The 25,679-nt window shown below is 48.3% G+C and carries 22 protein-coding genes, 1 tRNA gene and 1 pseudogene; 8 read left to right on the top strand and 16 right to left on the bottom strand.

The genetic code is table 11. The annotated features are described in order from the left end of the window. Positions 1-3: 3 nt before the first annotated feature. From J1C60_RS00290 to glyQ, 10 genes are all read right to left on the bottom strand, one after another. A complete protein-coding gene (locus J1C60_RS00290) occupies positions 4-1,284 on the bottom strand; it encodes a TadA family conjugal transfer-associated ATPase (RefSeq protein ID WP_128175149.1) in 1,281 nt (426 codons plus the stop codon). Next, on the bottom strand, positions 1,281-2,399 hold the full coding sequence (locus J1C60_RS00285; protein ID WP_182611427.1) for a CpaE/TadZ family protein: 1,119 nt from the start codon (positions 2,397-2,399) through the stop codon (positions 1,281-1,283). The genes J1C60_RS00290 and J1C60_RS00285 overlap by 4 nt, the downstream gene beginning before the upstream one ends. 10 nt (positions 2,400-2,409) lie before the next feature. Beyond that, positions 2,410-2,892 carry a hypothetical protein gene (locus tag J1C60_RS00280; protein ID WP_128175151.1) on the bottom strand — a complete coding sequence of 161 codons (483 nt, stop codon included), beginning with the start codon at positions 2,890-2,892 and terminating at the stop codon, positions 2,410-2,412. After that, entirely contained in the window at positions 2,889-4,211 is a 1,323-nt protein-coding gene (locus tag J1C60_RS00275) for a type II and III secretion system protein family protein (RefSeq protein ID WP_229655767.1), read from the bottom strand. The genes J1C60_RS00280 and J1C60_RS00275 overlap by 4 nt, the downstream gene beginning before the upstream one ends. A gap of 29 nt (positions 4,212-4,240) precedes the next feature. Continuing rightward, on the bottom strand, positions 4,241-5,128 hold the full coding sequence (locus tag J1C60_RS00270; protein WP_128175153.1) for a pilus assembly protein CpaB: 888 nt from the start codon (positions 5,126-5,128) through the stop codon (positions 4,241-4,243). Positions 5,129-5,140: 12 nt separating this feature from the next. Further along, positions 5,141-5,578 carry an A24 family peptidase gene (locus J1C60_RS00265; protein ID WP_128175154.1) on the bottom strand — a complete coding sequence of 146 codons (438 nt, stop codon included), beginning with the start codon at positions 5,576-5,578 and terminating at the stop codon, positions 5,141-5,143. 196 nt (positions 5,579-5,774) lie between these two features. Next, the gene (locus J1C60_RS00260) at positions 5,775-6,014 is read right to left on the bottom strand and encodes a Flp family type IVb pilin (protein WP_128175156.1); all 240 of its coding nucleotides are present in this window, start codon (positions 6,012-6,014) and stop codon (positions 5,775-5,777) included. Positions 6,015-6,146: 132 nt separating this feature from the next. Further along, the gene (locus J1C60_RS00255) at positions 6,147-6,764 is read right to left on the bottom strand and encodes a winged helix-turn-helix domain-containing protein (RefSeq protein ID WP_229655766.1); all 618 of its coding nucleotides are present in this window, start codon (positions 6,762-6,764) and stop codon (positions 6,147-6,149) included. Between the two features lie 669 nt (positions 6,765-7,433). Then, positions 7,434-9,503 carry a glycine--tRNA ligase subunit beta gene (gene glyS, locus J1C60_RS00250; protein ID WP_128175158.1) on the bottom strand — a complete coding sequence of 690 codons (2,070 nt, stop codon included), beginning with the start codon at positions 9,501-9,503 and terminating at the stop codon, positions 7,434-7,436. Positions 9,504-9,512: 9 nt separating this feature from the next. Next, positions 9,513-10,424, bottom strand: a complete 912-nt coding sequence (glyQ, locus tag J1C60_RS00245) for a glycine--tRNA ligase subunit alpha (protein WP_128175160.1) — start codon at positions 10,422-10,424, stop codon at positions 9,513-9,515. A gap of 332 nt (positions 10,425-10,756) precedes the next feature. Between glyQ and J1C60_RS00240 the strand changes: the two genes are divergently transcribed. From J1C60_RS00240 to J1C60_RS00230, 3 genes and pseudogenes are all read left to right on the top strand, one after another. Next, entirely contained in the window at positions 10,757-11,752 is a 996-nt protein-coding gene (locus J1C60_RS00240; RefSeq protein ID WP_128175162.1) for an acyltransferase, read from the top strand. Between the two features lie 168 nt (positions 11,753-11,920). Next, positions 11,921-12,015, top strand: a tRNA-Sec gene (locus J1C60_RS00235). After that, positions 12,016-12,272 (top strand): annotated as a pseudogene (locus J1C60_RS00230) (transposase); the annotation flags it as partial. A 1,044-nt stretch (positions 12,273-13,316) separates the two neighbouring features. Here J1C60_RS00230 and J1C60_RS00225 read toward each other — a convergent pair. The 4 genes from J1C60_RS00225 to J1C60_RS00210 form a co-directional block, all read right to left on the bottom strand. Beyond that, positions 13,317-15,317, bottom strand: coding sequence for a hypothetical protein (locus tag J1C60_RS00225; protein WP_128175163.1), 2,001 nt, complete (start codon positions 15,315-15,317; stop codon positions 13,317-13,319). A 489-nt stretch (positions 15,318-15,806) separates the two neighbouring features. Beyond that, complete coding sequence (locus tag J1C60_RS00220; protein ID WP_128175165.1) at positions 15,807-16,169, bottom strand: hypothetical protein; 363 nt, start codon at positions 16,167-16,169, stop codon at positions 15,807-15,809. Between the two features lie 131 nt (positions 16,170-16,300). Next, positions 16,301-18,361 carry an FUSC family protein gene (locus J1C60_RS00215; RefSeq protein ID WP_128175167.1) on the bottom strand — a complete coding sequence of 687 codons (2,061 nt, stop codon included), beginning with the start codon at positions 18,359-18,361 and terminating at the stop codon, positions 16,301-16,303. A 203-nt stretch (positions 18,362-18,564) separates the two neighbouring features. Beyond that, positions 18,565-19,050 (bottom strand): nucleoside deaminase, encoded by a 486-nt coding sequence (locus J1C60_RS00210; protein ID WP_128175169.1) that lies wholly within the window; start codon positions 19,048-19,050, stop codon positions 18,565-18,567. 226 nt (positions 19,051-19,276) lie between these two features. Here J1C60_RS00210 and ampH point away from each other — a divergent pair, with 226 nt between their 5' ends. Next, positions 19,277-20,359, top strand: coding sequence for a D-alanyl-D-alanine-carboxypeptidase/endopeptidase AmpH (ampH, locus tag J1C60_RS00205; protein WP_128175323.1), 1,083 nt, complete (start codon positions 19,277-19,279; stop codon positions 20,357-20,359). 93 nt (positions 20,360-20,452) lie between these two features. Here the strand turns inward: ampH and dnaC are convergent, their stop codons facing one another. Both dnaC and dnaT read right to left on the bottom strand, forming a co-directional pair. Beyond that, positions 20,453-21,193 (bottom strand): replicative helicase loader DnaC, encoded by a 741-nt coding sequence (dnaC, locus tag J1C60_RS00200; protein ID WP_128175170.1) that lies wholly within the window; start codon positions 21,191-21,193, stop codon positions 20,453-20,455. Further along, entirely contained in the window at positions 21,190-21,741 is a 552-nt protein-coding gene (gene dnaT, locus J1C60_RS00195) for a primosomal protein DnaT (RefSeq protein WP_128175172.1), read from the bottom strand. Before dnaT ends, dnaC begins: the two co-directional genes overlap by 4 nt. A gap of 264 nt (positions 21,742-22,005) precedes the next feature. On the opposite strand from dnaT, the gene J1C60_RS00190 reads away from it, so the two are divergent. The 4 genes from J1C60_RS00190 (at position 22,006) to J1C60_RS00175 (ending at position 25,679) form a co-directional block, all read left to right on the top strand. After that, positions 22,006-22,587, top strand: coding sequence for a DNA-3-methyladenine glycosylase I (locus tag J1C60_RS00190; RefSeq protein ID WP_128175174.1), 582 nt, complete (start codon positions 22,006-22,008; stop codon positions 22,585-22,587). Positions 22,588-22,756: 169 nt separating this feature from the next. Beyond that, positions 22,757-23,416, top strand: coding sequence for an OmpA family lipoprotein (locus J1C60_RS00185; protein ID WP_128175176.1), 660 nt, complete (start codon positions 22,757-22,759; stop codon positions 23,414-23,416). Positions 23,417-23,632: 216 nt separating this feature from the next. Then, entirely contained in the window at positions 23,633-24,664 is a 1,032-nt protein-coding gene (locus J1C60_RS00180) for a LacI family DNA-binding transcriptional regulator (protein ID WP_128175178.1), read from the top strand. A gap of 265 nt (positions 24,665-24,929) precedes the next feature. Then, positions 24,930-25,679, top strand: coding sequence for a sugar phosphate isomerase/epimerase family protein (locus tag J1C60_RS00175; protein ID WP_128175180.1), 750 nt, complete (start codon positions 24,930-24,932; stop codon positions 25,677-25,679).

Here is a 25,679-nt window from a genome sequence, read left to right as displayed (position 1 = left end):
ACTCTACTCCATCCCAAAAACTTGCTTCAACTCATTAATAACATTAAATAGTTGTGCATTTTTCATTACTGAAGAACGCATGAGCAGGCCATTACAAATAAAATTACCTTTTATCTTACCGGACTCATCACGATCATTATCGCCTTTAAAATAGAAAATATCTTCCATAACAATGCGATCTCCTTCTATTCCCATAACTTCGCTGATATTCATTATTTTCCTGGAACCATCGTTCAGACGCGAGACCTGGATAACCAGATTAACCGCTGAGGTGATATTTCGCCGGATGCTTTCCATCGGAATATTCATGCCGGCCATCATCACCATATTTTCTAAGCGTGAGATAGCATCACGTGGGCTATTAGCATGCAGGGTCGACATTGAACCATCGTGACCGGTATTCATTGCCTGCAACATCTCAAATGCCTCTTCCCCTCGGCACTCGCCTACAATAATACGATCAGGACGCATACGCAGTGAGTTAATAAGCAAGTTGCGCATAGTAACCTGGCCCGTATTTTCCACGCCTGCTAAACGAGTTTCCATACGTAATACATGGGGCTGCATTAGGCGTAATTCTGCCGCATCTTCCATAGTGATAATTCGCTCACTTTCATCAATGTACTTTGAAAGCGCATTTAAGAGCGTCGTTTTCCCTGACCCTGTCCCGCCTGAAATAATGATGTTCATACGACAACGAGCGGCAATAATCAGGAAATTTGCCATCTGGCTGCTGAGTGCATTAGAACTAATAAGATCACTGAACTGTAAATTGTGCTTACCAAACTTACGAATTGAAATAGCAGTTCCATCTAATGAGATAGGAGGAATAGCAACGTTCAGGCGGCTACCATCCGGCAAGCGTGCATCGACCAGTGGACTTCCCGTATCTAGTCGACGCCCGACACGCTGTACTAACCGTTTCGCAATATCCGTAAGTTGAGTGTTATTGATAAAGCGCGCCGTGCTTGGTTCCAGTTTGCCAAAACGCTCAATAAAAATATGTTCAGGGCCATTAACTAAAATGTCACTGATCGTATCGTCATCAAGCAAAGTACGTAGCGGTCCAAAACCGGCAATCTCATCAGCCATTTGTTCTGCAAACAACTGTTGACTGTTACCCGCAAGATAAATTCTTTGTTGTTCAACAAAACGTTCAAGGACGTGGTTGATTTCCGTGATCAACTGTATCCTATCGTCAATTAACTGCTCTATTTTATCGAGCTCGATATTTTTTAATACACCTTCGCGCAGGATTTCCTGAACATCAATAGCAATACTCATGCTTTTCTCCGTGCGATTCGAGAGAAGAGACTGGGTGTTGCAGAAGTGTATTTATTCTTCCTTGCCTTACCCAGAACAATTTTCACTAAATCTTCCTGGGGGGATTGCGTCCTTAAGAGACGCTCTAATTTTCCATTAAGCGTAGCTTTATTGTAGGGAAAATGAGTATCAATGCGATTTCTAATTAACGAGTTGATATCGTCCTGATTCAATCCGCCCATCGTTACGGGACGGGAATCGTTAAGGCATATCACGAGCCGCCGTGAAATATTGCGTATTTTTTGCAATTGCTCAATATTCTCAATGACATTCTTAGCGACCCGAATGGCTGACATAGAACGGTCGATCACCAGTACAATACAATGAGAATTCTCGATAACCTGACGTAAATTTTCTTTATTTGCTGAATGGATAGACTGCTCAAAAAAGATGAAGTTATATCCTTTCATTATACCTTCTGACACCTCAGGGAAGCAGGCACTCTGTCCACCGATGACGTCCAGGTGTTTTTGCACCTGCGTGATTTCTTTGAGCAATTTCTTGCCCACCACAAGATCAAGATCTACTGAACCGCCAGCGCCCTGAATAAAGAGCCCAGGAGAGCGTTTCAGACTAGAAATAGCGCTGGCTAGCTGGTAACCAATCGTCGTGCTTCCTACCCCACCTTTGCATCCCAGAATGCTGATATGAACCGCAGAGCGACTAACCACGGCACCACGTTTAGCGATGGCATTATGTATAATCGCTTCGTATTGTGTATTGATGTTAAAGTAATGAAGATCGTTAACCGCAAAATTTTGCGCGACTGAAATTGAATCACTGTCCCCAACAACGCAGCACCAGACAGTCCGAGGAATATGAACACGTAATGCATTAATAATATTGCTCACATCTTCATTATTACCAACATCAATGACGACGCCATCCGCATTTGTCGGTATGTTTAGCACATCAACCTGCGTAATATCGATAGCAATCTGCTCAACCGCCTCAACGCCAGCCATACGGAATTGTTCGCATAGCGTCTCGCCCACGTTCTTACGCGATGACACAACGTAAAACAGGTTTTTTGGTGAGTGATAGCCAAGTCCTTTATCTGACTGAAATAGCAACACCTTATCTTCCTTAATAGATATCGACTAATGAGCGATCGAGGAGGTTACCAAGTGCACATCCCTGATCGCTATAGCGATTAAATTTATAGTTATAATTTTTGTCCTGGCATTCACGTTGCTGTTTTATCATTTGCTGGATATGAATTTTTATGCCGCTATTATTATATTTTCGATAGCCGCCAACATCCTGAACTAACTCAATACGATAAGGTGCAATCCCTCGCTGAATTAAATCACTCCGCAATTTATTCGCACTTTCGTTGAAACGAGAGTTATTCCAGATAAGTAGTATTCTACCGCGAAAATCACCCTTAACCTGGGACATTATTTTTCCTACAGCGACTTCTCTGGTAATGGTATCAGGTGTGCTAAGCACGACATCTGGTTTAAGGAACGGCAATCCCTCACTTATTTGCTCAGCATATAGCGGAAAGGGCATTACTACGGCCGCTAGCGTCAACCACCACCCCAGAAACAGATTAAATATCTTCATTTGATAAACCCACCATCTTCAATGAATTGCTGCGCACGCTTTCTGTCACGTCGATCGGTAATACCGTCAAGATTGAAGAAGCGCGCCAGAGTCGATGTTCTTTTGAAATCCGGCAGCACGACTTCACGCGGCGTGATCGGTTTAACCAGATTTACCGTGGCCACAACCACCAAATCGGTCTTTTCACGCGAAGTGGATGCATTCCGAAATAAGGCACCCAGTAAGGGTACATCACCAATGAACGGAACTTTTCTCAGCGATTCCTTATCGTTGTTACTCAGTAATCCACCCAGTAAAAAGCTTTCACCATCGGCTAATTCGATAGTGGTTCTGGCACTACGGGTTCGGAAAGAAGGCAGATTATTATCAACGCCAATTTTATATGTTTCATCAACGTTACTGACTTCTTCACTGAGGGTCAGGCGGATATTTTTATTACTGTTGACCCTCGCTCCCACATTTAGCTTGATACCAAAGGTTTTATAATCAACGTTACTACCATTCTGGGAAGAGGTCACAACGGGCACCTCACCGCCGACCAGAAAATCAGCCGTTTCGCCCGACAGAACCGATAAATTAGGCTCTGCCAGCACACGAGCAACCGAATCATTGCGGATAGCGCGAACCAGGCTGGTCAACGTATCAGCATTAAATTTTACGAAACGAAAAGTACCAGCCGCAAATCCATTGCCGCCTCCCCCGTTAGTTCCCCAGTCGATCCCAACGTTATCAACAAAGGTTCTACTCACTTCAACGACTGACAGTTTTACGTTAACCTGATTAGTCACCGGTAATTCCAGTTTATTAACCACATTCCTATACTCAGCATCATTCAGCCAGGGGGTTGTCTGCCCCATTCCCGCCTTCTTGTGCTCTATCCGCTCAGCCCCGGTACCTTCACCAACAATTTGATAAATACGATCTTTTGCTTGTTCAGTCGGAACCATGCCCGAAACCACATAACTTTTGCCCATTTTCAACACGTTAACCGTGCTGTCAGGAAACTCCTGATTAATTTTCTTAGCAATATCACTCAAGACAGTGTCAACCACGATCGTCATTTTGAGTACCTGGTCGCCACTCTTATCGAACACAATCAGATCGGCACGCCCCTGATTTTTTGCATAGGCGACAAGGCTTTTATCGCTAATCAGCTCATAATCGGCCACATCAGGTGAGGAGATATAGACGGTTTCAACGTTATCCTTTACCTGAATCACTCGTGTGTCGCCCGGTGCCATATAGATTTCACTGGCAAAAGAGAACAAAGGACATAAAAAAGCGATTAAGCAAATAATCTTCTGAAACGTTTTCTTCATTATTCTTTCTTGTATGACGTTACGTGAAATCACTGTTGTCCCCTTACTTCCTTCAACGATCGTATTTCCCTTTTCGAACGCAGCATCGGTAATACCTCGTCCATTCTGATGCGTTTTAATGATTTGTCCGTTCTGCTTCCTGCCGGGAGCAGGAAGATCTCACCAACATTCTCTATTACTCTCAGCTTTGCCAATTGTTCTTTATTTAACCGAAGGATAATTGTGCCCGCATAAGAAGAATTAGTGCCATAACGTGATTCGTTAGAATTCTCATCTTTCTCTTTACGCTTACTTTCCAGTACTGTGAGCTGTTCGAAGATCTGATTGATGGTATATAACGGCTGTGTATTTTTATCTGTACGCCTGCTACCACTCCCTTCATTGTTAAATGGTGTTTCATCAAGAACAACACGTGACTCTTTATAGCGATCTGTTTCTTTTATTTTTATGTATAAAGAAACCTTATCCCCTACCCGCAATGTAGAAAGTAGGTAGTCATCAATCTCCTTTACTGGAAAAGCATAAGGCATTTCATTCTCACTCAGCATTTCTTTCATAAAATCAGGACTATTGGGAGAAACTACCGATGAAGGAATAATAACTTCATCTTTTTTGAGATCGTTTTTTACCATAAATCCGCGCAACCCATCAGATGCAGATAAAGATGAGATATCACGAGGATCATTAAGCTCTGATGATACTTTTACAGGTATCATTTGATAATCAGAACGCTCTAAGGTATCTCCAGACTTTATGCTTCTCAGAGATTTAGCAATGAGTATTGTATGTTCAACCGGTTGAGATGACGAAGGAACCACAGCCTCTTCTTCAGGCTGTGGCTTTTTCTGTAAAGCGATCCCCACGATACCAACGGCAATGATGGTAATGGAGAGAAAAAAAAGAATCCTCTGATTCATTTTTATATTCCCTTAAATAAAAATAACATCCATAGCAAAAGTTAGAATAAAGGCGAAAGAAATAGCAACGCCATAGGGTACACCATTATTTTTTACATTTTTAAAAAAGAAAACGCATCCACCCAGCGCGACTACTCCACCAGAAATAACCATCAGCATCAGAAACTCCCCCATTAACGTCGGGGTACATGCTAACGCAAGAGTAGAGACTAACTTAATATCACCCGCACCGAATACTTTGAGAGCAAAAAGTAAAAAACCAGCCAGGAGTGTAGACACAAAAAGTAGGAGGTTTGGCATGCGATCAGATAGCAAAGCCAGTGTGCAGACTAAAGGGGCAAGAAAAAATAAAATTCGGTTAGGAATGATTCTGTGCAAAATATCGCTACAGCTAACAAAAAAGAGCAAACCACAAACTGCTATAAAATTTATTACTTGTAAGCTGTGCATCCTGCAACCTTGTTACTGTATCCGTTATACTCACCGCTGCATCTGTACTGGTTTTATTATCACATCAGAACGATCTACCAGCCTGGGTAAGCATGTCGATGTTAGTACCTTACCATCAGTTGCAATGCCAAATTTTGCGATGCCGTTATTAATATTTTGAGGTTAGGCAGAGGTACTCACCTCTGCCAGAACACGATTACTTCGCAATCGTTACGCTGCTAATAGCCGCAGCAATTGCCTCAAACGTATGGTTCAGCGCACCAAGGAATCCCTTGTCTTTGTCTCCCAGTACAGAGGCTAACAGCGTCGCCATCGCTACCGCGATCAGCGCATACTCAATCGCCGTTACACCACGCTGGTTCTTCGCGAACTCTTTAATACGCTCTTCCATGTTCAACTGCGCCGAAATATAACACCCCAATAAGTAATTTTTCATATTATCCTCTAATCCTGTTTAAGTTTTAAAATTAAACTGCCCTTCCTGGGTCAGCCGATGCATTGAATAGCAACGGCAGGATAAAGTCATTCAATTGACTCTCAATTATTATCAATTTTCATTACGAGACTTTCATAGTTTACCATTGCCGATAAAGAAGAAGACAAAGGCAAAAATCAGAGTTGTTAGCCAACAAACGGCCAGCACGGCTAGCGAAGAAACCAGGATATTCCAGCTGCGAGAGTTATACCATTCCGGATTCTGACTCTTGCTTTCAATAATCGCTTCCGTTTCATCAACATGGATTACACCGGGCTCATCATCTTTTATCATCTCGCATTCATTTACCGGGCGATCACCGGCGGCCATATCGGTTTTTTCCCCATCATCGGTCATCCTTTCCTCAGAAACATTCCCCACATACTTAACGCCCTTACGTGGAATAGTTTTAATAAGTGAGTTAGGTAACCCCGCGAGGCTGAATGCTTTACGTAAAAGATAGAGCTGACCATAATAGCTACTTTCGCTGACCGAGCCACGCTGCTCACTCCATACTTCGTTTATTAATGTTTGCTTATCTGTTTTACCTTTAAGCAACAGGAATAAGAGGCGATAGCTATTTTCTGACAGTTCAACAATAGTGCCATCATCCGCTGCCAGACAGCGCCGCGAAGGAAAGAATTTTACTTTTCCGTTCAGAATAAAAGTGACCCTTTCCTGCTCATCCTTATCGTTCCCTTTCGTTGTCATGAAAAATCCCTTTCATAAAATTCACCACGCTACTTTTTTTCTTACTTATATGAATAATATATCAACATGATAATTCTTAAGGAAAGCCATACTACCCCTGAGAACAGGAAATTAACAAGGCAGGTCATCTCAATTATTTCACAAAAAACCTCAACACCTCACAATAAATCTCATTTAATTGCCGTATAAGATAATTTTAGGAATTTTTTTACTTTATATATGAAATGAAAAGTTTCATATACAGGTAATTTTCTTAGGTTATTACCTCATCATGTTATGAGTTTTCCGATCAATCCCTTTGTTAATATTAAAAAAAAATGAATACCATTAATAAGAAAGGTTGATGCACAAACAATAATGAATGTATCAGTAGAGAACTGAAAAGCGTGCAGCAATAAGAATCTCCCCGTATACGCCGGGATATCACCTATCTCATTAAAGCGCAGCGTTCAAACGACGAGATGCTGTTCTACGTTAAGTAAGGATTATCTATGATGAAGGGGGCAACATGAGACTCGCTGAAATTTTGTGGCAATGATAAGCAGAGGAAAAGCATGAGAGTACGGTAGGCGTTATTCTGTAAAGATTAAAAGCGTGCGAATCAGTACCAGCAAATGTAGCCGTTACTGATCCGCATATCTTATAAAGCCTTTATTAATCCTGTAATTGTTACTGCAAAAGCGAAATATCAGCTACCTGCAGGAACAACTCACGCAGTTTGGCCAAAAGCGTCAGACGGTTAATCCGCACATCATGTTCCTCAGCGTTAACCATCACTTTATCGAAGAAGTTATCCACTGACTGGCGCAACTGGGCCAGCTCAATCAACGCATCCTGATAACGACCTTCGGCAAACCAGGGCTGTAACTTACTGGTCAGCGCCGTAACAAAAGTGGCCAGTTGAATCTCTTCATTTTCTTTCAACAGCGAAGCCTGCACGCTATCGTTCAACGTTTCCGTTGATTTTGCCAGAATGTTAGAGACGCGCTTATTCGCAGCAGCCAGCGCCGCCGCGTCTTCCAGCGTACGGAAATGCGAAACCGCTTTCATACGTTCATTGAAATCAGCAGGTCGCGTTGGACGACGCGCCAATACGGCTTGTAACGTATCAATGCTATAGCCTTCATCCTGATACCATGCGCGAAAACGGCCCAGCATGAAATCAATCACATCATCAACAACATGATTATTGCTTAGCTTACTGCCATAGAGACGAACCGCTTCCTCAGTCAGCGTTTGCAGATCAAGCGGCAGATTTTTCTCTACGATAATCCGTAGAACACCTAACGACGCACGACGTAACGCAAACGGGTCTTTATCACCCTTTGGATGCTGCCCGATGCCGAAAATACCCGCCAGCGTATCCATTTTATCGGCAATCGCTAGCGCACAAGCCACCGGATTCGAGGGCAGATCGTCACCCGCATAACGCGGCTGGTATTGCTCATTCAGCGCAACAGCAACATCTTCTGCCTCACCGTCAAAACGCGCATAATGCATGCCCATTACGCCCTGAGTATCGGTAAACTCAAAGACCATATTGGTCATCAAGTCGCACTTGGAAAGTAAACCGGCACGCGTCGCATGATTAACATCTGCGCCAATCTGCGCAGCAATCCAACCCGCCAGTGCCTGAATACGATCGGTCTTATCACGCAGCGTGCCCAGTTCTTTCTGGAACAGTACTGTTTCCAGACGTGGCAGATGATCTTCCAGACGTTTTTTACGATCGGAATTAAAGAAGAACTCCGCATCAGCAAGACGCGGGCGAACGACCTTTTCATTGCCGGAAATAATCTGTTGCGGATCTTTCGATTCGATGTTGGTGACAAAAATAAAGTGCGGCAATAATTTGCCGTTTTTGTCATAGACAGGAAAATATTTCTGATCGCCCTTCATGGTGTAAACCAGCGCTTCTGCCGGCACCGCGAGAAATTTCTCTTCAAATTTTGCCGTCAAAACCACCGGCCATTCAACCAGTGACGTCACCTCTTCCAGCAGGCTTTCACTTAGGTCGGCCTGTCCGCCAATGCCACGCGCGGCCTCTTCCGCATCGGCTTTAATTTTTGCCTTACGCGCTTCATAATCAGCAACCACTTTACCGCGATCCAGCAGGAGTTGCGGATATTGATCAGCATTGTCGATCGTTAATTCGGGTTCACCCATAAAACGGTGACCGCGCAGGACACGGGCTGATTCAATACCAAGAATTGTGGCAGGAATTAACTCATCGCCCAGCAACAGCGTGACGGTATGGACCGGGCGAACAAACTGCGTCTCTTTATCACCCCAGCGCATCAACTTTGGGATCGGCAGCTTTGCAAGTGCGTTGCTTACCATCGCGGGCAGCAGCGTCTGGGCGCTTTCACCCTTCATTTTTGCGCGATACAGCAGCCATTCGCCTTTGTCCGTACTCAGACGTTCCGCCTGATCGACGGTGATACCGCATCCTCGCGCCCAGCCTTCAGCGGCTTTAGTCGCGACGCCGCTGGCATCGAAGGCGGCGGCAATCGCAGGCCCCCGCTTTTCCACTTCGCGATCCGGCTGTGCGGCGCTTAACCCAGCGACTTTCAGTGCCAGACGCCGTGGTGCAGCAAACCAGCTCACTTCACCATGTGTCAGATCGGCAGCATCCAGCTCTGCGGTAAAATGGGTAGCAAAAGATTCGGCAAGGCTACGCAGCGCTTTGGGCGGCAGCTCTTCGGTACCGATCTCAACCAAAAATGTTTTCTCAGTCATGGCTGCCTCTTATTTCTTGTTATTACACATCGGGAAGCCCAGCGCCTCACGGGACGCGTAATAGGCTTCAGCCACGGCTTTCGTCAGGGTACGAATGCGCAGGATATAGCGCTGGCGCTCTGTAACTGAAATTGCCTTGCGTGCGTCAAGCAGGTTAAAGCTGTGCGCTGCTTTCAGAATCCGTTCGTAGGCCGGTAATGGCAGCGGTTTTTCCAGCGTTAGCAGGCTTTGAGCCTCTTTTTCGTACTGATCAAAACAGGTAAACAGAAAGTCGACGTCGGCGTATTCAAAGTTATACGTGGATTGCTCCACCTCGTTCTGGTGGAACACATCACCGTAGGTGGTTTTCCCCAGAGGACCATCACTCCATACCAGATCGTACACACTGTCCACGCCCTGAATATACATCGCCAGACGCTCAAGACCGTAGGTAATCTCCCCAGTAACCGGCTTACACTCAAGACCGCCGACCTGCTGAAAGTAAGTGAACTGCGTGACTTCCATACCGTTAAGCCACACTTCCCAGCCAAGTCCCCACGCGCCCAGCGTTGGGTTTTCCCAGTTATCTTCCACAAAGCGAATATCGTGAATAGTAGGGTCCATACCCAGCTCTTTCAGTGAACCCAAATAGAGTTCCTGGATATTGTCTGGTGACGGTTTGATGATTACCTGGAACTGATAATAGTGTTGTAACCGGTTTGGGTTTTCACCATAGCGCCCGTCTGTAGGACGGCGTGACGGCTGTACGTAAGCGGCAGCAATGGGCTCCGGCCCCAGCGCACGGAGGCAGGTTATTGGGTGAGAGGTGCCAGCGCCAACTTCCATGTCCAGTGGTTGAACAATGGTGCAGCCTTGGCGCGCCCAGTAATCCTGCAAGGTCAGGATCAGGCCCTGGAAGGTCTTAGTATCAAACTTTTGCATGATGAGTTCGCACGCGATACGAGTGGGTTAAAAAAGTGTGCGCCAGTATACCCTTTGACCGTCAGTTATGCAGCCCGTGATATTGATTCGCCCGCCATCAGCGTAAAATACTCGCCGCAAGTCGGCAGAGCATTTTTTCTCCGGGCCTGTGGCTTATCCTTTTTTGTCATACCACCGCCTGCGCATTCCCTGTTTTGCACTCATGATTAAGGAGAGCTTCTCAACGCGAAGGCCTTCGGTCGATTCTGATTCCTGTTCACAGTGGTTGTTGATTCTTCGTTAGCTGATTACTCTTTTTCATGAATTGAAGTGCAGACAAATATGAGGAAATAATGACGCAAAAGATTGGCTGGATTGATAACTTACGCGCGGTTGCCTGCCTGATGGTCATCATGATTCACACCACGTCATGGTATATTAATCACAGCCCGCAACTCGCCGAGTATCAGTGGGATTTTGCCAATTTACTCAATTCAGCATCACGCGTCTGCGTGCCTCTCTTCTTTATGATTTCAGGCTACCTGTTCTTCGGTGAGCGCAGCGCGAAGAAACGTCACTTCCTGCGTATTGTCCTCTGCCTACTTTTTTACAGTGCCGTGGCATTGAGCTACATAACCTGGATGACACCAATCAGCGAATGGATTTCTATTAAACATTTGCTGCAAAAGCCCGTTTTTTATCATCTATGGTTTTTCTTCGCCATTATCCTGATTTATTTACTATCACCGCTGATTCAGGTTAAGCCGATCACGGCCGGCTATACCGCACTATTGGTGTTAATTCTGGGGATTATCGCCAATCCGAATACGGTTGATCAACGACTGGGTTCGTTTCACTGGTTGCCAGTTAACCTTTATATCAGCGGTGACAGCATTTATTACGTATTGTATGCATTGCTGGGCCGCGCATTAGGCATCATGGAAACGGAAAGGCGTGGTGTCACTGGGCTGGCAGGATTACTGTTCCTGGTTTGTATATCAGGTATCTCTATCGGGACCAAAAAGGCGTTACAGATTAACGGCGCCTTTGCCGATACCTGGTATCTCTATTGCGGGCCGCTGGTGTTTATTGCTGCACTAAGCCTGATGATCCTGTTTAAAAATTGCCTCAATCAGCGTCCCTTGCCCGGTCTGGCTTTTATTTCACGCTATTCACTCCCCATTTATGGTTTTCACGCGCTGTTTATCCATTTTATCCGCACCCGGCATTGGGATCATGTCAATCAACCGCTGCTGGATATCCCACTGGTTTTTGCCATCACGCTTGGCGGCAGTTTGTTGCTGGCGATGGGCCTGCAGCGGCTGGACAAACATCGTCTGGTGAGCTAATACCTTCGGTGTCATGGCTCGCCAGCTATTCAGGCCTGTAGCTTATATAAATAAACCTGAGCTCTGATGCTGGTTCACCCTAATAGCCGATTCGTTTTATAAACCGAATCGGCGACGTGCTTGGTACGTCTCTACCACCGATGGTATACTCCCGGCCTCTTCTATCATGGAAGATCGTCGTCTCCGGTGAGGCGGCTGGACTTCAAATCCAGTTGGGACCGCCAGCGGCCCCGGGCAGGTTCGACTCCTGTGATCTTCCGCCAATCGATCTCTTCGGAACACCTGTCGCGCAGCTGTGTCGTGAACATGGCATGAGCAACGCCGGTTTCTGCACGTGGCGTTCACGTTTTGGCGGTATAGATACCTCGATGATGACCTGCCTGAAAGAGCTGGAAGACGAAAATCGCCGTCTCAAAAAAATGTATGCTGGGGAACGCCTCAAAGCAGAAATTATTCAGGAAACCATGGCAAAAAAGTGATGAAGCCATCGCATGGAAAACAGATGGCACAGGACGCGGTAAGAAGCGGAAACGTCAGATACATTTCCTGTACGATATATACCCGGAGTGTCACTCTCGACCATACATACCCTGCGACCGGTGGGCTTAGTCACCAGGACACGATAACGCCCGGGAAAGCGGCTTATCACCCTTTATTCCTTTCCTTACTCAGCAGAGCGTGGACGCGATCTGAGGATGCACCCAGCCCGGCAGCATGCAACGAAGCAATAGCGTTCCGGGTTGTTTTTACCGAACCGTCCGGATTACGCAAATACGGTTTAATTTGCTCATCATTTGCCCCTTTTTTGCGTATCCGCACGTACTCACTGCTCATCAATACGCTGGGGAGCTACAGCCAGATTGGCAGCACGCATTGATGCGTTGATTTCTGAACGGCTTCTCAGATTGCCCTTCTGGTTTCTCATATGCGCCTCGATGTCATCCTTCGTTGCCCTCCGCTGGCCCACTCTTACTTCCGACGGAATCAAGTCGAAGTCGGAAGCCTGCGGTGTGTTGAAAAGGGACTGTGGTCGTATCTGCCACGACGGAGTCACGCCCCCGCCTTTCGAAGAGACCGTACTCGCCCGCTAAAAAAAATAATCCTTTCCAGATCACGTAGCTGTTTTTCTACGGAACCGTCGAAGTCGCCAATACTGCCTCTTTGCCTTTCAAGATCGGCAATTTCCCGGGGAATGGCCTGTGAAAGTCCGGCCTCCAAAACCTCAACCTACCGACCTATGATTTTAAGGCCTTTAGGTGTTTCCATCTGACAAGCAAGTTATTTAGTTCGGCAATTTGTTGCCACAACCCGCGCGGGCGTGACGCTGCGGGTTTTCCATCACTGATGCTGCCGGATGCATGCGCCGTTGCGCCTGCCACAGGTTCCTGAACCGGATAAGTAAAGTGGGCCGGGCCGGAGGATATGGGTTGCATGATTGCTCCTGTCGATAAAGTCAGATGCGTTTTCCGGTACGATATGTGCCCGGCTGTGTCACACCCGACCGCACATACCCTGCGGCCGGAGCTTCATCACCGGGTCACGATAACGCCCGACGGAAAGTGGCTTATCTCCGTTTCGCCTTTTCACTATTGACCAGTTGAGAGACCATGTTGTTATCCACAGAATAGCCAGCTGCACGCAACTCGTAGGCAATAGCAGTAGCACTTTTCAATAAGCCATCCGGATTACGTAGATTCTGCCTGACTTGATCCTCCGTTGCCCTCCGGCTTCCTGCCGCTTGTCGCAGGCTGTCGACGCGATTTTTACCCGAACTCAATCCAACCTTATTCAGTTCGCTGATGACTTCCCTCGTACTTCTCGGTAGACCTTGCGCATTTAGCAGATGCTGCTGAATTTGAGCCTCCGTTGCCTGCGAAAGATTTGTACGTGTTGCCTCTACTGCCTGGCGCCGCTGGGCCTTGATGCTATCCTCATCTGCAGTCAGCCCGGCCGTACGCAGACGTGTGGCAATAGAATCAACACCTCTCAACGAGCCGTCAGGACGTCGCATATATTCCCTGATTTGCGCTTCCGTAGCTCTCTGAAGGGTCGGGGGCTGTGCAGATGTTTTTCTGATTTCCTCGTTCCGTAATTCATGGACACGAGGGTCATTTACACCAAATCCAGCCGCACGCACTGCTGCGCTGATAGCAGCGGTACTTCTCAGTGAGCCGTTCGGATTCCACAGATGCGCTTTGATTTGATCTTCCGTTGCACTCTGCTTGGATGCTGGCCCGAAATCCGGTTGGCTTTGCCGCAGTGAATCAATACGATGGGAATCTGCACCTAATCCGGCCTGGTTCAGTGCCTGGGCGATATCCTTACGGCTTTTAATGTCGCCGTCCGGGGTTCGCAGATGAGCCATAATTTGGGCGTCCGCTGCCCTCGGCAAAGTCTGTGCAGGTGTTGCCCCTCCTTCATTGTGCCGCAGAGCACTGATGCGATGGTCATCTACAGCAAACCCGGCCGCGCGCAGATTGCTGGCGATAGTCGGAGCACTTCTCAGCGAACCGTCCGGATTCAACCGTTGCCCCCTGATTTGATCATCCGTTGCTCTCTTCATGGATGCCGGCACGAAATCCGGTGCCGCTGTCAGTATGAAATTAATACGACGGTCACCTGCACCCAGTCCGACTTGATTCAGTGATTGGACAATCTCATCACAGCTTTTAAGCCTGCCGTTCGGGGTGCGCAGATGCGCCCTGATTTGATCATCCGTTGCCCCCGGCCTGCGTGATACGTAATCCGGCTCCATTCTCCTCAGGTCATTGATACGATTCGGGCCGACAGGAAGCCCGGCATCATTCATTGATTGGCGGATCACAGCCTGAGACCTCAGCGTGCCATTCGGGGTTCGCAGATGTCTCCTGATGTCATCATCCGTAGCTCCCCGGGTCCGTGATGAGCCGGCCTGGGACGATTCTGCACCCTGCCACGACGGAGTGGAACCGGAAGCCTGCTGTCGAGCCAGCGGTGCGGCGACACGGGCCTGGGGTGGCCCCTGCCATGACAGGTTCACCCCCATCCCCTCCCTACCTGAAGAAGCGGTACCCGTCTGCTGAAACACGATGATCTTTTGTAGATCACGTATCTGTTTGTCTACGGAACCATTAAGGCCTATTTGCGTTGTCAGGGCGGCCAACTGCAACGAAAGAGGGGGCTGAGGCGTGGCGTCATATGCCTGCTGAGACAGAGGCGGCATATAACTACGCAAAGTTTGTATATGGCGCTCAAGGCTGCCGTCCATGTTCGCTATGCTGCCTCTTTGCCCTTCAAGGTCGGCAATTTCCCGGGGAATAGCCTGTGAAAGTGCGGCCTGCAGTACCCCAACTTGCCGGTTTACAATGCTAAGGCCTTCATGCGTTTCCATCTGGCCAGCCAGGCTATTTAGCCCGGCAATTTGTTGCAGCAGCCCGCGGGGGCGTGATGCTGCGGGCGGCCAGGTGTCATTTTGAGCTTCGGGTCTCCCGGCACCGCTGCTGCCGGATGCATGTGCCGTTGCATCTGCTGCAGGCTGCTGGATCGGATAAGTAAAGTGGGTCGGGCCGGATGAGATGGGCTGCATGGTTGCTCCTGTCGATAAAGTCAGATACGTTTTCCGGTACAACATGTACCCGGCTGTGTCACTCCCCACCGCATATACCCAGCGGCCGGGGGTTTTGTCACCGGATCACGATAACGCCCGGCGGAAAGCTGCTTATTGCTCTTTCGCCTTCACCATTGAACTCGCACGATCCTCAGCTATAATCCGCGACGATATCGGATTATTGGCTATGCAATATCATAAAAAATGGTTCTGGTGTTGACTCTAAAGTCACGAATAAAGGACTGAATAATGAATGCCAAATGCCAGGCAATCTGGTCCCAGAAAAGACTTAAGTATCTCACGGGAGTAATTGGTTCCTGTTTCTATGCTTTTTCAGGCTTTGTTGGTTGCATAGAAAGGTAGAGGACTTCTTTGTTTGCCAGAGATGGCAAGGAATGGCGTGTCAGGTACGGATGACAAGGTTCCCCCTCAATCCCTGAGGGGGGATAGATCTTGTGCAAGGCTCGGTTATTCAGTGACTTTCTTTTTCAGATCGCCAGCGCCTTGCTTGGTTTTGTCCCAGGCTTTTTTGCTGCCTTCTTTGGTCTTATCCCACGCTTTTTCTGAACCCTCTTTGGTGCGGTTCCACGCTTTCTGACCATCTTCCTTCACTTTATCACTGGTTGAGGTATCACCATCTTTCAGCTTATGTTCAGCTTTTGATTTATGCTCTGAAATACGGTGCTCCGTTTGATGCAACTTTTCTTTAGCCGTATCCGCGCCGCGCTGTGCGCTTTCCACCGTTTTGTCCGTTGCATGTGGAACCACTTCAGCCGCCAATGCACCAGAAGTCATCAACGCCAGGGACAACGCAATAATCGTCTTTTTCATCACTAACTTCCTTTTTTGTATTAACTTACAGACATGTAGTTAAGTAGGATTACGCATAAATTCAAGAAGCACCGCACAATATGTTGCCTGCGGTTAGAATGTAGTCGGAATAACACTCCCGAGCCTCGTATTCATGCCTCATCCCTCGCCGTAATCTCTGGCCATCGCTGGCTGGAAAATAGCGAAAGGCGGACATTGAATAAGTAAAACATAGGGGAATAGAGCTGGTTGTCCGTGGCGCACAAACCTTCCAACTGAATTAACAGATGGTTTATTTCGCTGAGCAATGTAGGTTGCGGCATAGCATGGAGTGATTTTAAACGTGCTTTCAAAAAACGATTCAGCTCATAAAATAAGCGCTCAATATCTACACCATGAACAGCCAGCAACGATTGATGTTTTACATAAAAATCGTAAAAGTTGACGCCAATCCACACTTCAGTGATTAAATTTCCTCCAGAGACTAAATCAGGCGCCGGATCAATTTTCTTGCGGGGTAAAATAACGTTCACTTTATCCAGCATACGCGCCACAAATCGCTGACGTGCTCGGAGTGAAGCGCTATTCAACCGAATCTCGGAAAGGAACTGAATCAGATCCCGTATCCCTTGACGAAATGCCCGGCGAGCAATCCAGGAAGGTCGCTTGCTGCGAATTAATGCGGTAATAACAACCGCAATGATGATACCCACCAGGCTTGAGATCGCCCCATTCACAATCAGCAGCAGATCGGGTTTAAAATGATGGCTCATACCTATTAACCCCGGAATTTGGGTGGCAATAATAAGCCCAAGCAGGTTAGTTGACGGGTTGGCAATGACCAATCCCAGCGTGAATAATCCGGGAGCAAGGCAAATAATCAGTGACTCAAAGGATACCGTTTCCGGAATAAACAACGCCGAATAGAGGATGCTGATAACGATAGCGACAATGACACCTTTCAAAAAGAGCTTCATCGGCGCAATAGGACTATCCATGCCTGCGAAAAAGGAACACAGCACCGCCGCCATCATAGGCGCGGTTGAACCATCGCTCCAGCCCGTCCCTATCCAGAAAAGGCAGGTGACGAAAGTCGCGAGAAATGCAGTAAACGATGAGAGCATCAGTAGGCCTTTATCGACATACCAATGCGCGCGAGTGCGTTTAATCCGACGCGTATTTTCCTCAAAATTATCTACCCGTTTACCCACGCTGGCATAAGCATCGGTAATTTTAACGAAATTACCTAAACGCTCCATCAAACCGCCTAACAGCAAGTTCTCTTCCGCGCTAAGAGCATGATCGAGGTAGGCACGCCGGATATTTGCCTGCGTCAGCGCGATGTCCTGCTGGACAGATTGAGTATCATCCGTTCCCCCCTCATTAAGCCATATTAGAAACCGGCGAAAGGTGATCTCAACAAAATCAGGAAGAACAATACCTTGATCGGTTAACTGCCGAAGCCGAATCTCAATCGCGGTCAACGTCGGGACAAGATAAGAAAGGTGCTGATACTGAACCGTGACCAGACGGATAAGCTGCCGCGCAGCATCACCCTCAAATACGCAATGGGTAATTAAGGTTTCAACATTCGCCGGATAGCCCGCCATCTGGATAAGAATCGCTTCCCGCTCCGAAGAGTCTTCTTTGATTTCTACCGTCAGCAATTCACGGCACAGCTTTCGCGCGGCGGTGTACCAGTTACTGACGCTATTCTCGAGGACATTACGCATCGAGACCGGGAAAATAAGTCTATGCACCAGGCTACTGCAAATAATCGCGACGGTAATCTCTTCAATACGTGAGATGACTGTGTAAGTAATCGAAAGCGGCGTTTCAACATCAGGGAAACCCATGATCGCTGCGCTATAGCCCGCCAGCATAAAAACATAACTTTTGGGAGTACGGTCATGCAGAGAAAGATACAGACATCCCGCGACCCAAACTGATACACAGAAGCTAAACAGTATTGGGTTAAGTACCGTGGCAGGATAGATAAGGAAAACGAACAGTCCACCAAGCACGGTGCCGAGAAAGCGGAACACTGATTTGGAAACCGTCGACGAGGAATAAAGCTGTGAAACCACGTATACAGTCGTTAACGACCATGCAGGCCTGTCAAGATTAAGCTCCAGAGCAATATATAACGCCAAAAACGCAGCAAAACAGGTTTTAAGAGAAAATAAAACCGCACTCTTAGACAACCACTTCATATACTACTAATCCATCACGCGGCCCTTTCTTCTCATGATAACGGAAGTCCCCTAACCGGGGATTTTAATTTTTAATACAAATTATTACCGTGCTAAGGAATTGTCCCGGCATCATTAATCGCCAGCCGAAAACCATACAACATAAATCCGTTTATCGAATGCAACCGCACCGACGCTGATGCGGTTTACATCTCCATTATCCTTTAGGCGTTTTCGCTGTTCTGATTCCCATTCAAATCCTGCCAGCGCTTATATACCGCCAGCGCCTCATTATCATGTTGGTGCTTCATCGGCAGGCGACGATTAGCAATCGCTTTAGGATATTCATCATAGAAAGTTTCCAGCTCAAAATACTTACGATCGTCACGATAAAACGGCGCGTATTCTTCACGCGTGGTGATATAAATCACCTGCCGTGGACTACAGTAATAGAGTGAGCCCAGGCACATTGGACAGGGACTGGCGAGAATATAGATGTCACAGTCGGAAAGATTTTCGGTCTGCAATGCCTTGCAGGCCTCGCGAATTGCCAGTATCTCAGCATGGGCAGTGGGATCGTGACTTTGTGCCGCCTGGTTTGCACTCTCTGCGATAACCTTTCCATCGCGAACGATAACGGTCGCAAACGGCCTTCCACCTTTTTCCACATTCTCCATCGCCAGCGCAATTGTCCGCTTAATGAAATCCATAATATCCTCTCTTACTGTGCTAAAAATCACAATTACCTTAGCGCTTAAATTGCTAGCAATCAAGCTAGCAATTTATGTAACTCAAGTCATAAACTCGTTAGTGCCAGCAACAAAAGAACTGATTACACTGCTAGTTAATCTCGCTAAATCGTTGGATGGATGCCTGTTGAACTCACGACTCTTTTCTTTACTGCTACTGGTTGTTGCTGCATTTCCGCTACGCACCATGGCGCTAAATTCACCCGATCCTTTGCTGGCTTCACAGATTGTGGACCGCTATGCAGAACATATTTTTTACGGAACAGCCGCGACGGGCATGGCGTTGGTTGCGATTGACGGCAATCAGCGGGTGTTCGCCAGCTTTGGCGATACACGACCGGGCAATAACATTCGTCCACAAAAAGACTCACTGATCCGTATCGCCTCGTTAAGCAAGCTGATGACCAGTGAAGTAATGGTAAAACTGGCGGAAGAAGGTCGTATACGCTTAGACGATCCACTCAGTAAATATGCGCAGCCAGGAAAAACGGTTCCAGCTTATGCTGGCCAGCCAATGACACTCGTTAATCTTGCTACGCATACCAGCGGCTTACCACGGGAGCAACCGGGCGGGGCGCCAAGCCGTCCAGTTTTTGTCTGGCCGACACGTGCTGAACGCTGGACCTGGTTACAAACGGCCAGGCTTGCCGTCCCCCCGGGAGTACGCGCAGGATATTCCAACCTCGCTTATGATTTACTCGCTGATGCGCTCGCTCGTGCTTCAGCGACAGCTTATCCCACGCTGTTACAGGAAAAGATTACCCGTCCACTGGGGATGAAGGACACCACATTTACCCCTTCTCCGGAGCAATGCTCGCGCCTTATGGTCGCGGAAAAAGGAGCCAGCCCCTGTATTAATACGCTGGCGGCCATTGGTAGCGGGGGCGTTTACTCCACGCCGGATGATATGGGCCGCTGGATGCAGCAGTTCCTTTCTTCTGACATTCATCACCGTAGCGCACAGGCAGATCGTCTGCAGACGCTCATTTACAAACGTAGCCAGTTAACACGCCTTGATGGCATGGATGTTCCCGGCAAAGCTGATGCGTTAGGGATGGGGTGGGTTTACATGGCACCAAAAGAAGGGCGCCCTGGAATCATCCAGAAAACGGGCGGCGGCGGCGGTTTTATCACCTATATTGCGATGGTACCGCAATATAATGTTGGGGTTTTCGTGGTGGTGACCCGCTCTCCACTAAGTCGTTTTACAGCAATGAGCGATGGCGTAAATGATTTATTGACCGATTTGGTAGCAAATACTAAAGGCTAAGACCAGACACAATTTTGCTATTGATTAGCCGGGCGGCTGAAATGCGCGCAGGAGGGGCTCTGCAACTGGCCCTCCTTCAGCGCCCGGCACATATCAATACTCTTCACCCGTTACCCGGCTACGATAGCTTTCCCAGTTAAATGCCACCCACAGACTGGTTCCCAGGCTCATACGATCGATCACACGCTCACCCAATAGTGACTCCATTCCTTTACTATCAAGATTGGAGAGCATGCCCGTCGGACGCTTAGACGACGATCGCCTGTCAACGATCTGGTTAATGATGACTTTCTCGTAGCGGGATTCAATCTGCATCCCGATTTCATCAATCACCAGCAAATCGACCGTACTCAGATCGTTGATCAGGCTCTCTTCCGTGTTACCGCTGGCACCGCTGAACGTTCCTTTCATACTCGACATAAGGTCCGCCACCGTAACAATTAACACGCTTTTACCGCGGTGAATCAGGTCATTACAGATTGCGGCGGCAAGGTGGTTTTTTCCAGTGCCGGGCCTACCCGTGAAGATAAAGCTGGATATACTTCCTTCAAAATCAGCAGCATACTGTCGGGCACAATCCAGCGCATACTGCTGCTCTTCACATTGCACATGATAGTTATCAAACGAGCAGTTGATATGTAACTCACGGATACCGGAGCGACCCAGAATCCGCTGCATCTTCATCGCACGGTTTTCACGGTCAATAGCCTGAGAACGTAACCGACCCTGCTCCTGGTTCCAGGCGAAAAGATCGGCACCATTGGTAAACTTGGGTTTGATGTGTGCAGGCATCAGTCGCTGCATACGCTTGAGCAAATCGGCACTGTTTTTCATCTTAACCCTCTGAATCCTTTAGGAATCTCTTGGTCTGGCTCAGGAATGTGGTTCAGGTCGCGTTTTTGCTGACTGCCGCTGGCTGCTCGACTTAACTGCACGCTACGCGCCAGTTTTTGCTGCCACTGCACATGATGGAATACACGGCCCTCAGCCCGCCAGTAGGCCACAAATGAGGCCAGTTCAGCAGGTGAAACAGCTGTATTTAATGAGACGCCCCAGACGGCGGCCAAACGAATAAAGTCATCATCCGGTTGCCAGCCATCATACATAACAAATTTACCCGACGGCACGGGAATCGCCGCAGGATGAGCAAGTTCATCGTTAAACAGGCCATCCTCTAACGCGACATCAGAAACGGCGCGGCCAGCAACGTCCTCAAGCGCCAACAACTGCGCGAGACGATCGGGCGTTAACGCATAAAATGCAGGCGCATTATTGTCGAAAACCGCCACCATCCCACGCTCGGCCGCTGCAAGAGCACCCGATGGATCGTGGTGAAACGCGTCGAGAGCAATGATGTTAGGCGTTAAGAGTTTGACAGACATGATTCGATCTCTGGTTGTTTTTTCAGGCGATACAACGTGGAGTACGATGCTCCATCTTCCGTTGATTCTAACAATATTAGCGAGAGAGATCGCATAAAACAGCGAGAACGATTTTTCGCTCGCCTCTTCACAGTAAAACAGTGCCGGATAGAACCTAAAAACAACACGATGTTAGTCTTATTTTTTGCGTTATGTTGCATCCATTGTGACTGTTCAATATTTTCCATATCAATGCCAGGCATCCCGGAATAAGGAATTTAAAAAATGCAACGGTGCGGTTGGGTATCACAGGATCCACTCTACATGGCATATCACGATCGAGAATGGGGTATCCCCGTTACTGAGGGAAAGTCGCTGTTTGAAATGCTCTGCCTCGAAGGTCAAATGGCGGGGCTGTCATGGTTTACGGTGCTTAAAAAGCGTGAGAATTACCGCCGCGCGTTCAACAATTTCGATCCACAATCCGTCGCATTACTCGACGAAACCAGTATTGAGCAATTAATGTTGGACAGCGGTATTATTCGTCATCGCGGTAAGATCAGCGCCATCATTGCTAATGCCAGAGCATATCTTGCCATGGAGGCCCGCGGTGAAGAGTTCGCCCGCTTCGTTTGGGATTTTGTTGATAATCAACCGCAGATCAATCATCACACTACCCTGTCTGACGTTCCCGCCACAACAGACGTTTCCGACGCGATGTCAAAGGCACTGAAAAAGCGGGGTTTCAAGTTTGTCGGTAGCACCACCTGCTACTCATTTATGCAGGCGTGCGGTCTGGTAAACGATCATATTATTCAGTGCTTTTGTCACCCCGATAATAATAATTCGCTGAAGGTTACATTTTAAGACTTAATCCTAACTATTTTTCTCACCATCTGGCGGCATAATCATGCCGCTTTCGCACATTATTCCCGCATACCGCTATGGAGCTCGCGGCCAAGTCTCTTGAAGCTGATGATTGTTACGTCAGCTTATGCGGGAAATGCATTCACGGATATATTTTGAGAGAATACTCATGAACAAAAACATTATCGCCATTGCCACATTGTTGTGCGGTACGCTTGCCATTTCAGGCTGTACCACTAACCCTTACACTGGCGAATCTGAAGCCGGGAAATCCGGGATTGGCGCTGGCCTTGGCGCACTTGCAGGAGCAGGTATCGGCGTGCTCTCCTCATCGAAAAAAGATCGTGGCAAAGGTGCGTTGATCGGTGCCGCCTCAGGTGCAGCGCTCGGTGGCGGCATCGGCTACTACATGGACGTGCAGGAAGCTAAACTGCGTGACAAGATGAAAGGAACCGGCGTGAGCGTTACGCGTAATGGCGATAACATCATTTTGAATATGCCAAGCAACGTGACCTTCGACTCCAGCAGCAGTTCGCTAAAACCTGCTGGAGCTAACACCCTGACCGGCGTTGCCATGGTACTGAAAGAGTATCCGAAAACAGCGGTTAATATTATCGGTTACACCGACAGCACCGGTACGCGTAAGCTGAATATGTCGCTGTCTCAGCAGCGTGCTGACAGCGTCGGCAGTTCCCTGATCACGCAGGGCGTAGACGCCAGTCGTATCCGTACCCGCGGTATGGGGCCTGAGAACCCTATCGCCAGCAACAGCACCGAAGCCGGAAAGGCACAGAATCGTCGCGTAGAGATCACGCTGAGCCCTCTGTAACGCCGTTATAACAGGGGCAACATGTTTGCCCCCACATTTATCTCCTGCCTCCATTGTTGGTGCAAAACGTTGGAAAAGAGGCACCAAATGACACGGTATTTCCCCCGCAGGCCACTCTTGTCCCTACCAACGGGGTAAATGGTAAAACGCCTCAGCATTACCCCCAGTGAAAAAAGCTGTGCTAGTCTCTGGCAAAACCGGAATAAAGGGAAAGCCATGAACCGCAAGGCCGCAAGAGTTACTATCAGTGATGTCGCCAAAACAGCTAAAACCGGTAAAACCAGTGTTTCACGCTATTTAAACGGTGAATACCATGCACTTTCAGCGGATCTTAAACAACGTATTGAACAGGCAATTTCAGCCTTAGACTACCGTCCCAATCAAATGGCTCGGGGGCTCAAACGTGGCCGTACGCGATTAATCGGCCTTATCATCGCCGATATTACCAACCCCTACTCCGTCCATGTGCTAAGTGGCATTGAAGCGGCCTGTCGTGCTCAGGGTTTTACCCTGCTGGTCTGTAATACCAATAATGAAGTAGACCAGGAGCGACATTACCTGCATTTACTCAGTAGTTATCAGGTGGAGGGCATCGTGGTGAATGCCGTGGGAATGCGTGAAGAGGCACTGAATACCATGCAACAATCACAACTCCCCATGGTATTGATTGACCGCAAAATCCCGGACTTCGCCTGTGATGTTGTTGCTCTGAATAATCAGGAGGCGACGGCAGCCGCCACCGAACACCTGCTGGAAAACGGCTGTGAGGCAATTCTGTTTATCAGTGAGCCGCTAGCGCAGGTTAATACCAGACTGGAACGTTTACAGGCTTTTTTGCATACCACTCAGGGCCGTCCTTCCGTAGTGAGCGAACAGGCGGAAACAGCCCTAAACCAGAGTGAAAAGCTGGATATCTTACTCACGGAGTTTACTCGCCGCCATCATCACAAGCGCTGCGCCGTACTGGTGGCAAATGGTGCACTGACACTTCAGGTTGCCCGTTCAATGCGTCGTATCGGTTTGCAATGGGGTAAAGATGTTGGCCTGCTTGGCTTTGACGAACTGGAATGGGCTGAACTGGCCGGCGTAGGTATCACCACGCTAAAACAGCCCACCTGGCAAATTGGTTATGCCGCACTTGAGCAGGTGATCCGACGCATTGAGGGCGATAACGCTCCGGTACGGGAACAGCTTTTCTCCGGCGAACTGATCGTCCGCGGCTCGACCCTGTTCAACTCTACTCGTTAGCCTGAACGTCGCGTGTCCCAATATACTGATAGCCCGCAAGCCAGATGAGATCGGACGACCTGTGGCGCTAAGATGTTTTAGTCGACTGCTGAACAGCGGCGCTGAAATAATCCACATCATCAGGATGAAAAAGGCCTACACCCAATCCAACCGTTTATTGACATCGTGAGCACGATCATAAAACAACACTCTGGCGCTTTGTTTTGGAACCGGTTCCATTTAACGTTTTGCTCTGTTCGATACGGTTGGTTCCGGAGAAAAAGGAATGACACGCGAAATTATTGTAGTGACAGCCGCTTACGGCCACCAGACGGTTCAGGCGCTGGGAGGTCAGCAGGCACTGCTGCCGATTATTGCTGAAGCGGGTGCCGATGGCGTCGAAATACGGCGTGAATTGATGAGCGAAGAAGAACTGCGCCAGTGCAGCGCGCTGGGCCAGACAATTGCTGACCATCAGCTTACCGCATTCTACTCAGTGCCTGCCCCCCTGTTTAGTCAGGAGGGCCGTCTGAATCCGGATCTCGACAATTATCTTCATGAAGCACAGCAACTGAATGCGCAGATCCTGAAATTCTCTCTCGGCCATTATCAACCCGGGTTCGATTTTGCACCGCTGCGCCAGCAGCTTGCGGGGCATCGGGTTCATCTGGTGGTCGAGAATGACCAAACCGTTTGCGGCAGACAGCAGGCCATCAACGCGTTTTTCGCTGAAAGCAGTGAAATACGTATGCCGATCGGCATGACCTTTGATATGGCCAACTGGTTATGGGCAGGTGAGGACGCCACGGCAGCAGCCAGCAGCCTGAAACACGTTGTCAGCTATATCCATGTCAAAGCGGCCATACCGCATCATGATACCTTCCGCGCTATCGCGCTGGATGATGCCGATCGCCTCTGGCGCGACCTTCTGCGGCAGTTGCCGACAGATGTGCCACGCGGTATCGAGTTTCCGTTAGAAGGTGACGATCTGGTCGCCGTAACGCGCCATTACGTTAACCTGTTGCGAGAGGAGTAA

The sequence above is a fragment of the [Pantoea] beijingensis genome (genome assembly GCF_022647505.1).
In the GTDB taxonomy this organism is placed as follows: Bacteria; Pseudomonadota; Gammaproteobacteria; order Enterobacterales; family Enterobacteriaceae; genus Erwinia; species Erwinia beijingensis.
This window is presented reverse-complemented; position numbering and strand designations above follow the sequence as displayed.

Excerpts from the sequence above, each read along its gene's own strand:
- J1C60_RS00290 (WP_128175149.1), bottom strand. The coding sequence starts at position 1,284 with ATGAGTATTGCTATTGATGTTCAGGAAATCCTGCGCGAAGGTGTATTA.
- J1C60_RS00280 (WP_128175151.1), bottom strand. The coding sequence starts at position 2,892 with ATGAAGATATTTAATCTGTTTCTGGGGTGGTGGTTGACGCTAGCGGCC.
- J1C60_RS00275 (WP_229655767.1), bottom strand. The coding sequence starts at position 4,211 with ATGAAGAAAACGTTTCAGAAGATTATTTGCTTAATCGCTTTTTTATGT.
- J1C60_RS00270 (WP_128175153.1), bottom strand. The coding sequence starts at position 5,128 with ATGAATCAGAGGATTCTTTTTTTTCTCTCCATTACCATCATTGCCGTT.
- J1C60_RS00265 (WP_128175154.1), bottom strand. The coding sequence starts at position 5,578 with ATGCACAGCTTACAAGTAATAAATTTTATAGCAGTTTGTGGTTTGCTC.
- J1C60_RS00260 (WP_128175156.1), bottom strand. The coding sequence starts at position 6,014 with ATGAAAAATTACTTATTGGGGTGTTATATTTCGGCGCAGTTGAACATG.
- J1C60_RS00255 (WP_229655766.1), bottom strand. The coding sequence starts at position 6,764 with ATGACAACGAAAGGGAACGATAAGGATGAGCAGGAAAGGGTCACTTTT.
- glyS (WP_128175158.1), bottom strand. The coding sequence starts at position 9,503 with ATGACTGAGAAAACATTTTTGGTTGAGATCGGTACCGAAGAGCTGCCG.
- glyQ (WP_128175160.1), bottom strand. The coding sequence starts at position 10,424 with ATGCAAAAGTTTGATACTAAGACCTTCCAGGGCCTGATCCTGACCTTG.
- J1C60_RS00240 (WP_128175162.1), top strand. The coding sequence starts at position 10,757 with ATGACGCAAAAGATTGGCTGGATTGATAACTTACGCGCGGTTGCCTGC.
- J1C60_RS00225 (WP_128175163.1), bottom strand. The coding sequence starts at position 15,317 with ATGCAGCCCATCTCATCCGGCCCGACCCACTTTACTTATCCGATCCAG.
- J1C60_RS00220 (WP_128175165.1), bottom strand. The coding sequence starts at position 16,169 with ATGAAAAAGACGATTATTGCGTTGTCCCTGGCGTTGATGACTTCTGGT.
- J1C60_RS00215 (WP_128175167.1), bottom strand. The coding sequence starts at position 18,361 with ATGAAGTGGTTGTCTAAGAGTGCGGTTTTATTTTCTCTTAAAACCTGT.
- J1C60_RS00210 (WP_128175169.1), bottom strand. The coding sequence starts at position 19,050 with ATGGATTTCATTAAGCGGACAATTGCGCTGGCGATGGAGAATGTGGAA.
- ampH (WP_128175323.1), top strand. The coding sequence starts at position 19,277 with ATGGCGCTAAATTCACCCGATCCTTTGCTGGCTTCACAGATTGTGGAC.
- dnaC (WP_128175170.1), bottom strand. The coding sequence starts at position 21,193 with ATGAAAAACAGTGCCGATTTGCTCAAGCGTATGCAGCGACTGATGCCT.
- dnaT (WP_128175172.1), bottom strand. The coding sequence starts at position 21,741 with ATGTCTGTCAAACTCTTAACGCCTAACATCATTGCTCTCGACGCGTTT.
- J1C60_RS00190 (WP_128175174.1), top strand. The coding sequence starts at position 22,006 with ATGCAACGGTGCGGTTGGGTATCACAGGATCCACTCTACATGGCATAT.
- J1C60_RS00185 (WP_128175176.1), top strand. The coding sequence starts at position 22,757 with ATGAACAAAAACATTATCGCCATTGCCACATTGTTGTGCGGTACGCTT.
- J1C60_RS00180 (WP_128175178.1), top strand. The coding sequence starts at position 23,633 with ATGAACCGCAAGGCCGCAAGAGTTACTATCAGTGATGTCGCCAAAACA.
- J1C60_RS00175 (WP_128175180.1), top strand. The coding sequence starts at position 24,930 with ATGACACGCGAAATTATTGTAGTGACAGCCGCTTACGGCCACCAGACG.